Raw genomic sequence first — 11,202 nt, forward strand, 5'->3', positions numbered from 1 at the left:
TCGAATGAACGCACTTCGGGGTCCCCGCAAAGTAATCGGAATAAGCTTCGAAGCGAATCTTCACTTTGTGGGGGATAGCTGGATGTTTGAGCTTCCGGGCAATCTTCAAATCCGCAACGGAGTATGCACCGGTGGACATTTGATTTTAAATCTTGATATGAATAACCATGAAGGAGCGAGATATATGCAGGCAAGATTGTTGCTGGAAGACGGCACGCTGTTTACGGGCAAGGCGTTTGGAAGCGAAGGCGAGTCTACGGGCGAGGTCGTATTTAACACAGGGGTTACAGGCTATCAAGAGGTGCTTTCCGATCCGTCGTACTGCGGTCAAATCGTCACGATGACGTATCCGCTGATCGGCAACTACGGAATCGCGCGCGACGACTTCGAATCGGTTCGTCCGTTCATCCACGGCTTCGTCGTCCGCCAATACGAAACGGTGCCGAGCAACTGGCGCGCCCAATTTACGCTCGATCACCTTCTTAAAGAATACGGGATCGTAGGCATTAGCGAAATCGATACGCGTATGCTCACGCGGATTCTTCGCCATTACGGCACGATGAAAGGCATTCTGACGACCTCGAACAAGTCGATCGACGAATTGAAAGAGCAGCTGGGCGCTTCGAGCTTGATGACCGATCAAGTAGCCCGCGTCTCGACGAAAAGCGTATTCGGCTGTCCGGGTACGAAAGAACGTGTCGTTCTGGTCGATTTCGGCGCAAAAAGCGGAATCGTCCGCGATCTGACCAAACGCGGCTGCGACGTCGTCGTCGTCCCGCAAGATTCGACGGCGGATCAAATTCGGCGCTTGAAGCCGGACGGCGTGCTTTTGTCCAATGGCCCTGGGGATCCGAAGGATGTTCCGCACGCTGCCAACATGATCAAAGAGCTGCTTGGCGAGCTGCCGATTTTCGGAATTTGCCTCGGTCATCAGTTGTTCGCACTCGCAGGCGGAGCGGACACGACCAAATTGAAGTTCGGCCACCGCGGCGGAAACCACCCGGTTAAGGATCTTGTCACCGGCCGCTGCTACATCACATCGCAAAACCATGGCTATACCGTCCTGGACGAATCGATCAAAGGCACGGAGCTTGAGGTTACGCACATCAACAACAATGACGGCACGATCGAAGGATTGCGCCATAAGAAATATCCGGCTTTCTCGGTGCAATACCATCCGGAAGCATCGCCGGGACCGTTCGATTCCAGCTACCTGTTCGACGATTTCATCGACATGATCCGTCAGCATAAACAGCAAAACCCGCAGCCTCCGCAGCAAGCGATCATGCGCGCGGAAGCTCAAGCAGCAAAAAATGCCGCCCCGAAAGGAGAACTGACTTATGCCCAAAAATAATTCCCTCAAAAAAATTCTCGTGATCGGGTCCGGCCCGATCGTTATCGGACAAGCGGCGGAGTTTGACTACGCAGGAACGCAAGCTTGCCAGGCCCTTAAAGAAGAGGGCTACGAAGTAGTCCTCATCAACAGCAACCCGGCTACCATCATGACCGACACGAATATGGCTGACAAAGTTTATATCGAGCCGATCACGCTGGAATTCGTTACGCAAATCATTCGTCAAGAGCGTCCGGACGGCCTTCTGCCTACGCTGGGCGGACAAACCGGACTTAACATGGCGGTCGAACTCGCCCGTCACGGCGTTCTGGAGCGCGAGAACGTGAAGCTGCTCGGTACGCAGCTCACAGCGATCGAGAAGGCCGAAGACCGCGATCTGTTCCGCGAGCTTATGCGCGAGCTGGAGCAGCCGGTGCCGGACAGCGTAATCGTTACGACCGTTAAGGAAGCGGTGGATTTCGCGAACGAAATCGGCTATCCGATCATCGTTCGTCCGGCATACACGCTTGGCGGTACTGGCGGCGGCATCGCATTGTCCGAGGAAGAGCTGATCGAAACCGTTTCTTCGGGGATTCGCTACAGCCCGATCGGCCAATGTCTGGTCGAGAAAAGCATAGCAGGCATGAAAGAAGTCGAATATGAAGTCATGCGCGATGCGAATGATAACTGTATCGTCGTCTGTAACATGGAAAACTTCGATCCGGTCGGCGTTCATACGGGCGACAGCATCGTCGTAGCGCCTAGCCAGACGCTTTCGGATCGCGAATATCAAATGCTGCGCTCGGCGTCGATCAAAATCATTCAAGCGCTGAATATCGAAGGCGGCTGTAACGTCCAGTTCGCGCTCGATCCGCACAGCTTCCAATATTACGTTATCGAAGTAAACCCGCGCGTCAGCCGTTCCTCCGCGCTTGCGTCCAAGGCTACCGGTTACCCGATTGCCAAGATGGCGGCGAAAATCGCGATCGGCTACACGCTCGACGAGCTGAAAAACCCGGTTACGGGTCAAACGTACGCTTGCTTCGAGCCGACGCTCGACTATATCGTTTCGAAAATTCCACGCTGGCCGTTCGACAAATTTACGGCGGCGAACCGCAAGCTCGGCACGCAAATGAAAGCGACCGGAGAAGTTATGGCGATCGGCCGTACGTTCGAAGAGTCGATTCATAAAGCGATCCGTTCGCTTGAAATCGGCGTACACCGCCTCTACCTGAAAGAAGCGGAATCGCTCGATAAGGATACGCTGGAGCTTCGCTTGCAAAAGCCGGACGACGAGCGCATCTTCCTGATCGGGGAAGCATTCCGCCGCGGATACAGTCTCGAACAACTTCAGGATTTGACCAAAATCGACTGGTGGTTCCTGAACAAGCTGGAAGGCATGATCCGCTTCGAAAACGAGCTGCAGCAAACGGAATTGACGCCTGAGCTTCTATACGAAGCGAAGCGCAAAGGATTCACTGACCGCGCGATCGCCGAGCTGCGCCGCCTGGCTAATCCGGATCTCAAATTTACACTGGAAGCGGACGTTCGCGCGTTCCGCAAGGAGCTGAATTTGAAGCCGGTTTACAAAATGGTAGATACTTGCGCCGCTGAATTTGAAGCGACGACGCCTTATTACTACTCGACTTACGAAACCGAAGACGAAGTGCAGGAAACGACGAAGCAAAAAGTGCTCGTACTTGGATCGGGTCCGATCCGGATCGGCCAAGGGATCGAGTTCGACTACTCGACGGTGCATGCGGTTTGGGCGATTCAAAACGCCGGCTACGAAGCCGTCATCATCAACAACAACCCCGAAACGGTATCGACGGACTTCAACACGTCCGACAGGCTTTATTTCGAGCCGCTGTTCTTCGAGGATGTCATGAATATTATCGAACGCGAGAATCCGATCGGCGTTATCGTCCAATTCGGCGGCCAAACGGCGATCAACCTTGCCGCTCCGCTTTCGAAAGCGGGTGTCCGCATTCTCGGCTCCGATCTGGAAAGCATCGATACGGCGGAAGACCGCAAGCGGTTTGAAGCGCTGCTTCGCAGCCTCGACATCGCTCAGCCTCCAGGCGGCACGGTTACGTCCGTGAACGACGCGGTGGGCGTGGCATCGCAATTCGGCTACCCGGTACTCGTTCGTCCTTCGTATGTCCTTGGCGGACGCGCGATGGAGATCGTATACTCCGACGCCGAGCTGCTCAGCTACATGGAATACGCGGTTAAAATCAATCCGGAGCATCCGGTTCTGATCGACCGCTACATGCTCGGCAAGGAAGCGGAAGTCGACGCGATTTGCGACGGCGAAACGGTGCTCGTTCCGGGCATCATGGAGCATGTCGAGCGCGCAGGCGTTCACTCCGGCGACTCGATCGCGGTTTATCCGCCGCAATCGCTGTCGGACGAAATCAAGCAGCAGATGGTCGACATCACGATCAAAATCGCCAAAGGCTTGAACGTAGTCGGTTTGGTGAACATCCAGTTCGTCATTTTCCAAGATCAAGTGTACGTCATCGAAGTGAACCCGCGTTCCTCGCGTACGGTACCGTTCCTGAGCAAAGTGACGAAAATTCCGATGGCGAACGTAGCGACCCGCGTCATTATGGGCGAGAAACTGAAGGATATGGGCTACGAGCAAGGCCTGTGGCCGGAAGACAACTACGTTTCGGTTAAAGTGCCTGTCTTCTCCTTTGCGAAGCTGCGCCGCGTCGACACGACGCTCGGACCGGAAATGAAATCGACGGGCGAGGTTATGGGCCGCGACACGAATTATGCGAAAGCATTATATAAAGGCTTGATCGGCTCGGGTATGAAAATTCCCCCGACAGGCGCGATTATCGCAACGGTTGCCGACAAGGATAAAGAAGAAGCGATCGAAATTTTGCGCGGTTATGCTGCGATCGGCTACAAAATCGTCGCTACGGGCGGTACGGCGAAGGCGCTCCAGGACGCAGGCATTCACGTAATGAAGGTGAACAAGCTGAGCGAAGGCTCGCCGAACATCTTGGATCTGATCCGCAATGGCGACGCTCACTTTGTCGTCAACACGCTGACGAAGGGCAAAATGCCGGAGCGGGACGGGTTCCGGATCCGCCGCGAAGCGGTGGAGAACGGCGTCGTCTGTATGACTTCGCTTGATACGGTCCGCGCACTGCTGCACGTGCTGGAATCGATCAATTTCTCCTCGCGTCCGATGCCGGCCGATGCTTCGGTCAAAGCTTAATAATGGAACACAAGGAAGCTTAATTCCACCCGGAATTAAGCTTCCGCTCTGAATAAGGTTACGAATCAAACTTGAGTCCTATCGAAAATAATGCGGGAATGCTTATCGGTTTTACTTGGCATTTCGGGGCGTATATGGAGGCGAGCCGTTTGAGTACGGATACGACTAATAAAAGCATGGCAGCACGCATTATGGTTGCGCTTGACTATTCTTCGGCCAACGAAGCGGAAGCGCTGCTTGCTTCCTTGCGGGGCATTCCCTGCTACGTGAAGGTAGGCATGCAGCTTTTTTATGCGGAAGGGCCTAAGTTTGTCGCGCGTCTTAAAGAGGAAGGCTACAGCGTATTCCTCGATTTGAAGATGCACGACATTCCGAACACTGTCAAAGGCGGGGCGGAAAGCATAACGCGTCTCGGCGTCGACATGTTCAACGTCCATGCAGCCGGCGGCAAACAAATGATGGAAGCCGCATTGGAGGGCGTGGACAAAGGTCTCGCATCCAGCTCCAAACGCCCGATCGTCATCGGCGTTACGCAGCTGACCAGCACGAGCCAGCACATGCTGAATGCGGAAATCGGAATCGCCGGCTCCGTGGAGGATGCGGTGCTCCGTTATGCTAAGCTTTCACGGGATGCGGGCTTGGACGGCGTCGTTGCCTCGCCGCTTGAGGTCGTGCGCCTTAAACGCGAGGTTGGCCCTGGCTTCGTAACCGTAACGCCCGGCATACGGCCGGCTTCGGCTGCGATCGGCGACCAGTCGCGCGTCATGACGCCGAAGGAAGCATTAAAGCAAGGGACCGATTACATCGTAATCGGCCGCCCGATTACCGCTGCTGCAAGTCCGCGCGAAGCGCTTGAATCCATATTAGAGGAGCTGGTTTAATCATGACGATACCGGTACAGCAATTACCCCAAAAAATTGCCGAAGCGCTGCTTAAAATCGAAGCGGTGGCGTTAAGCCCGAATGAACCGTTTACTTGGACGTCCGGCATCAAATCGCCGATTTACTGCGACAACCGGCTTACGATTTCGTATCCGGAAATCCGCGATCTCATTGCCGAAGGCTTCGCCGCGATGATTCGCGAGCAAGCGCCGGACGCGGAAGTAATCGCTGGGATCGCTACCGGAGGCATTCCGCACGGCGCGTTTGTCGCGCAGAAGCTGAACCTGCCGATGGTTTACGTTCGCGACAAAGCGAAGGGACACGGGAAGCAAAATCAAATCGAAGGCGTACTGAAGCCGGGACAAAAGGTTGTCTTGATTGAGGATCTCATTTCGACAGGCGGCAGCTCGCTTAAGGCTGCGCTTGCGGTACGCGAAGCGGGCGGAGACGTTCAGCGCGTATTGGCTATTTTCACTTACCAGTTCAAGCAGGCGGCGGATGCGTTCGCGGCCGAGAACATCCCGCTCGATACGCTTTCCAACTACTCGGCGCTTCTTGAAGTGGCAGCCGATATCGGAAAAATTGACGCAGGACAAGTAGCGCTCCTGCAAACCTGGCGGGAAAATCCGCAGGAGTACGGGAAATAAAAGATAAAGCTTGCATGTAAAAAAGCGAAGCGCCGTGGCAAACAGGGCGCTTCGCTTTTTTGCGTTCATGTTCATCTATGACTTTGAATAATCAATGGCAATCGGGGAAATTTTCGGCATAAACGACCTGGTTACCGTCAAACTTGATCAAAGGCGTCGGCACCTCGGATTTATCGGCGCTTCCGTTTACGGCAAAAGCGGTAGCGATTGAAGCGGTCCCGACAATCAGGGCTGCGAACAACAGCTTTTTCATTCTCATCACCTCTGTACGAACACGTTTGGAATAATTGCATTCATTATACTTCAATTCCTATCAAAAAGATAGGGATTGTTTTTTTTGTTTTCTCAAAATGTCTGCCAAAAGTAAATTTTAAACTGCCGGTTCCATTTCCAGCCGTTGATAGGGCTCTCTTCCTTCGGACGTATTTTTATATCCGTCTGGAGGCGGAGCCTTTTTACATCCTGCAGGTCGTTCTGACTGCCGCCGCCGTTCGCTACAATAATGAAGAAGGCAACAGGAGTGGGCGACATGCAAGCTACCGATCAAAATATGGAGGAGGTAAGGAAAAACATGCTGGAAGTCAAACAATTGCGCAAAACGTTCGGAGCGGTGACAGCCGTCGATGACATCAGCTTTACGGTGGGAGAGGGCGAAGTGTTTACGATCATCGGACCGAATGGGGCCGGCAAAACGACTACGCTCGAGATGGTGGAAGGCTTGCAGAAGCCGGACAGGGGAGAAATCCGTATAGCGGGACTCGGCTGGGAAAAGGACGGACCTAGAATCAAGCAGCTGATCGGCGTGCAGCCGCAATCGAGCGCATTGTTCGATTTGTTGACGGTATACGAAAATTTGGATGTTTTCGCGGCGTTCTACGACAAATCTCGGCCGGCTGACGACATTATCGAGCTTATCAACCTGCAGGATCATCGAAATAAAAAAGTGAAATCGCTTTCGGGCGGACAAAAGCAAAGGCTCGCTATCGGTCTGGCGATGATCAACGATCCGGACATATTATTTCTCGACGAACCGACAACGGGACTCGATCCGCAAGCTCGCCGAAACATATGGGATATCGTTCTGGCATTGAAGCAAATGGGTAAAACCACGGTGATGACCACGCACTATATGGAGGAAGCCGAGAAGCTGAGCGATCGCGTTTGCATCGTCGACCAAGGAATGGTCATCGCGCTGGATACCCCGAAAAACTTGATCGAAGGGCTGACGAAGGAGCGGGAAGTGGTTTTGGCGTTTGCGGACAGCGAAAAATCCGCCGGCACGGTGCTGACTGCGCTCGATTCGATGCCATCCGTAACGAAGACGCATGCGGACGGCGAAAGACTTCGTTTTTGGACCGTGAATCCGGAGGAATCGTTATTTCATTTGCTGCGCTGGATTTCTGAACGGGAGGATCGAATCGAGCAAATATCAATCAAGGATATGAGCTTGGAAGACGTCTTTATCGCCTATACGGGCAAAGAATGGAGGGACTGACCGTGAAGCAGCTGCGCAAATTGTTCGAGGCGAACTTCAAAAGCACGTTCCGCGAGAAGCAGGTATGGTTTTGGTCGATATTTTATCCGGTCTTGCTGCTTGTCGTGTTTCTGATGATTTTCGGCGGTCTCGGTAAAGGCGACAGCAATTTCGAGGCGAAGGTAACGGCTGTAGTCGGGAAGGAAAGCGCGCTTTCCGAATCCTTGCTTACGGCTTTGAAACAAATACCGGTGCTTGAATGGAAGGAGGAGCGGCCGGCAACCCGGGATGAAGCCGAGGATTGGGTGAAGAAAAAAGACGTAGACGCTTTAATCGTCATTCCTGACGAACCGGATAAGCCGATCGAGCTTGTACTCAATAAGGAAAAAGAAAATTCGACGATGTCCCAAGCGCTGAGCGGAATCATGGGAGGCGTGCTGCAGCAGGCGAACTACAATATAGCAGGCGTAAAGCCGCAGCTGACGTTTCAGCCGATTTATGTATCTTCAGGCAGCGACAAGCTGAAATATATCGATTTTCTGTTGACCGGTTTGATGGCGATGTCGATTTCGCAAGGCGGCTTGTTCGGCATGGTCGGCATGGTGGAAATGCGCAGAAACGGGCTGCTGAAAAGACTGCTCCTTTCGCCGATGAGCACGAAGGCGTTCGGCTTGGCGGATATGCTCGTCCGTGCGGTGCTTGCCGTTATCCAGCTCGTCTTGCTTACGATGATCGGCGTGTTCGCATTCGGCGCGTCTCTCGACATCAACTTTGCCTCGTTAATTATCGTGCTTGCAATCGGCATCGTTTCGTTCTCGGCGATCGGATTTCTTATTGCGGCTCTGAGCAAAACGATGGAAAGCTATTTCGGCATCGCCAATTTGCTCAGCTTCGTCATGATGTTCTTGAGCGGGATTTTTTTCGAAATGTCGATGCTCCCGGCCTTCATTAAACCGGTATCGGTCGTTCTTCCTCTTACCTATTTTGCGGAAGGCATTCGCGACAGTATGGTATACGGTTTGGCGCCTACCGGCGGCAGCTTCTGGTTGAATATCGGCGTTATGGCGGCGTGGGGAGCGGTCGCTTTCGCGATCGGGAGCCGTTTTTTCAAATGGAAGGCTTGAGTGTAACGAGGATAAAATTCTGATTTTTTGAAAAAGGGACTGCTTGGCTTTTACGGCCGGCGGTCCCTTTTGGTTACAGCTATACTCGGGAAGTCAAGGTTTCCTCCTAACGCTTCAGCTCGCTCCAAGTCGAACTGGTATAAGTGATTCGCATGCCGGCGCGCTCCATATTGTTCTGGCTCGACGACGCATACGCCGCTTGGCTGACGATAAGCACGCAGTCATGAAGCGCCGCTTCTCTTATACGCCGTCGTAATAGTAAAGCACTTTATTATTGGCTGCCACGTACGATTTGCCTTCGGCGGACATACCTCTTCCCACGCAGTGCAGCTCTCCGTACAATTCGAATTCATCCTCGCGCAGCTCGCGAATCGTTATACCGGAGCAGTTTTTCGAATACAATTTTGCCCGCTATCATCTCTATCGTTCTGAATTAATAGTTTCTTAAGAAATGATGTTCTTTTTTTGTAACTTTTTCCTTCGTTCGTTCGTCTATACTTATGGGAAACAATGCCGTTTGGGACAATTCCCTTCAAAATGGACGTGAAATAACGGGAGGGTGGAGCTCTTTGGGTTGGTTTGCCAGAAAGAAACAATCCTTGCAGGACAAAGGGGAAGAACCGATTCAGCAGCGCCCGCAGGACAAACCGGATATACCGGAGCAGCACGAAATCATGCTTCCGGAAGAGTCCGATGCGGGGAACGGCGCGCCGAATGCGGTCGTTTCGCGCGATAAAGCTCAGCGAGCTAAGGAGCTTGCGGCTTTAAACGAACCGCTTCTCATTGTGAAAGACGTACAGCGGTCTTTTCAGGTCGGCGGACAGAAGCTTCACGTGCTCAAAGGAATAAGCATGGAGCTGTATCCGAAGCAGCTCGTCATGCTTAGGGGGCGTTCGGGCTCCGGCAAGACGACGCTAATGAACCTGATCGGCGGTCTCGATCAGCCGAACAGCGGAGAAATCGTCTTCAAGGGACATCCGTTTCATACGTGGAACGATGAGCAGAGAACCGTGGTGCGGCGGAGCGAAATCGGCTTTATTTTTCAATCTTATGCGTTGATGCCGCTATTGTCTGCATATGAGAATGTGGAATTGTCGCTTCGAATGGCCCAGACGCCGCGGGCGGAGTGGAAGGCGCGCGTACAGCATTGCTTGGAGCTTGTCGGCCTCGGCAAACGGATGCACCATCGTCCGTTCGAGCTTTCCGGCGGCGAGCAGCAGCGCGTCGCGATAGCCAAGTCGATCGCGCATCGTCCTTCGCTGCTTTTGGCGGACGAACCGACGGCCGAGCTCGATTCGCAAATGGGCGCGCAGGTTATGAATGTTTTTCAGAACATTATTGAGGAAGAGAAAGTTACGATTTGCATGACGACACATGATCCTACGATTCTGGAGGTTGCCGACCATGTTTTCGAGATGGTGGACGGAAAGTTCAAACAATACTAAGTTTATGAAGAAACGGATGCTGGTCGGCATCGTATGCGCGGCTTTGCTCGCATCGACAGGCTGTTCGCTGCTGCCGAAGGAAGCGGAGGAAGAGGCGCTTCCGACGATTAATCCTCCGAAGCTGTCACAGAAGCCGACCTATGACGTCAAGACCGACACGCTCGAGACGAAAGTGCGCGGAGTCGGCAAGATGATGGCCGTTAACGAAGAAGATATTTTCTTTACGCAGGACGGCAAGCGGATTAAAGATATTTTCGTGAAGAGCGGAGACAAGGTGGAGATCGGTCAGCCTGTCGCGGAGCTCGATGTCTCGGACATGGAGCGGGAGCTGCGTCAGAAGCGATTGCAGATTCAGAAAGAAGAAATCGCGATGATCGAGAAGCTTCGCGGCTCGACCGAGAAAACCGCGGAAGAGCTTGAGCAGGACCGTCTCGACTTTGAATTGAAAAGACAGGAGCTCGTAAAGCTGGAGGAAGACATCGCCAAGAGCAAAATATCGGTGCCTTTCTCGGGTACGATCGTGTCCGTTTCCATGAAAAAGGGTGACATGTCGAAGTCATACGAATCCGTCGCGGTTATAGCCGATCTGTCGGAGCTGGTCGTCACGGCCAATGTTTCCGCCGAGGATTTGAAGAAAGTGGCGGTCGGCATGGATGTTACGGTCGATATCAATGCGGCGGGCCAGCATAAAGGCAAAGTAAAGCAGCTGCCAAGCGCCAAGGAACAAAACAACAACAATAACGGCGGTTATTATCCGGGCGACAACGGGCAACCGAAGCCGCGGGACTCCATCGACAATTACTTGGTCGTGCAATTGGATGAAATGCCGGAAGCGGTAACCCGCGGAACGCAGCTGAGCGTAGCGGTCATTACCGAACGCAAAGAAAACGCGATCGTGATTCCGCTTGCCGCACTGCGCTCCATAACGGGACGCAACTATGTACAGGTCGTCGACGACAAAGGCAACAAACGGGAGGTCGACGTCGAAATCGGGCAAAAGACGTCGACACAAGTGGAGATTATCAAAGGGTTGACGCCTGGCCAGAAAGTCGTAGGTCAATAAGGC

10 protein-coding genes are annotated in these 11,202 nt (G+C 53.3%); 8 read left to right on the forward strand and 2 right to left on the reverse strand.

All coding sequences use genetic code 11. From position 1 onward, the window contains the following. Positions 1-184: 184 nt before the first annotated feature. The 4 genes from carA to pyrE all read left to right on the forward strand — a co-directional run bounded on the left by carA (position 185) and on the right by pyrE (position 6,093). Positions 185-1,354, forward strand: a complete 1,170-nt coding sequence (carA, locus tag DQG23_RS17990) for a glutamine-hydrolyzing carbamoyl-phosphate synthase small subunit (RefSeq protein ID WP_113032442.1) — start codon at positions 185-187, stop codon at positions 1,352-1,354. Then, entirely contained in the window at positions 1,341-4,565 is a 3,225-nt protein-coding gene (carB, locus tag DQG23_RS17995; protein WP_113032259.1) for a carbamoyl-phosphate synthase large subunit, read from the forward strand. Before carA ends, carB begins: the two co-directional genes overlap by 14 nt. Positions 4,566-4,741: 176 nt before the next feature. Beyond that, positions 4,742-5,446: an orotidine-5'-phosphate decarboxylase gene (gene pyrF / locus DQG23_RS18000; RefSeq protein ID WP_146762333.1), complete on the forward strand. Its 705-nt coding sequence runs from the start codon at positions 4,742-4,744 to the stop codon at positions 5,444-5,446. A 2-nt stretch (positions 5,447-5,448) separates the two neighbouring features. After that, the gene (gene pyrE, locus DQG23_RS18005; protein ID WP_113032260.1) at positions 5,449-6,093 is read left to right on the forward strand and encodes an orotate phosphoribosyltransferase; all 645 of its coding nucleotides are present in this window, start codon (positions 5,449-5,451) and stop codon (positions 6,091-6,093) included. A 91-nt stretch (positions 6,094-6,184) separates the two neighbouring features. Here the strand turns inward: pyrE and DQG23_RS42175 are convergent, their stop codons facing one another. Next, the gene (locus tag DQG23_RS42175) at positions 6,185-6,346 is read right to left on the reverse strand and encodes a hypothetical protein (RefSeq protein WP_158560579.1); all 162 of its coding nucleotides are present in this window, start codon (positions 6,344-6,346) and stop codon (positions 6,185-6,187) included. Between the two features lie 276 nt (positions 6,347-6,622). Here DQG23_RS42175 and DQG23_RS18015 point away from each other — a divergent pair, with 276 nt between their 5' ends. Both DQG23_RS18015 and DQG23_RS18020 read left to right on the forward strand, forming a co-directional pair. Then, complete coding sequence (locus tag DQG23_RS18015) at positions 6,623-7,588, forward strand: ABC transporter ATP-binding protein (RefSeq protein WP_238177929.1); 966 nt, start codon at positions 6,623-6,625, stop codon at positions 7,586-7,588. Between the two features lie 2 nt (positions 7,589-7,590). Continuing rightward, on the forward strand, positions 7,591-8,691 hold the full coding sequence (locus DQG23_RS18020; RefSeq protein ID WP_158560580.1) for an ABC transporter permease: 1,101 nt from the start codon (positions 7,591-7,593) through the stop codon (positions 8,689-8,691). A 240-nt stretch (positions 8,692-8,931) separates the two neighbouring features. Here the strand turns inward: DQG23_RS18020 and DQG23_RS42180 are convergent, their stop codons facing one another. After that, the gene (locus DQG23_RS42180; RefSeq protein WP_158560581.1) at positions 8,932-9,093 is read right to left on the reverse strand and encodes a hypothetical protein; all 162 of its coding nucleotides are present in this window, start codon (positions 9,091-9,093) and stop codon (positions 8,932-8,934) included. A gap of 167 nt (positions 9,094-9,260) precedes the next feature. Here DQG23_RS42180 and DQG23_RS18025 point away from each other — a divergent pair, with 167 nt between their 5' ends. Continuing rightward, a complete protein-coding gene (locus DQG23_RS18025; protein ID WP_238177930.1) occupies positions 9,261-10,136 on the forward strand; it encodes an ABC transporter ATP-binding protein in 876 nt (291 codons plus the stop codon). Next, on the forward strand, positions 10,096-11,199 hold the full coding sequence (locus DQG23_RS18030) for an efflux RND transporter periplasmic adaptor subunit (protein ID WP_113032263.1): 1,104 nt from the start codon (positions 10,096-10,098) through the stop codon (positions 11,197-11,199). Before DQG23_RS18025 ends, DQG23_RS18030 begins: the two co-directional genes overlap by 41 nt. Positions 11,200-11,202 lie beyond the last annotated feature (3 nt).

The organism is Paenibacillus contaminans (assembly GCF_003285015.1).
GTDB lineage: Bacteria > Bacillota > Bacilli > Paenibacillales > NBRC-103111 > Paenibacillus_V > Paenibacillus_V contaminans.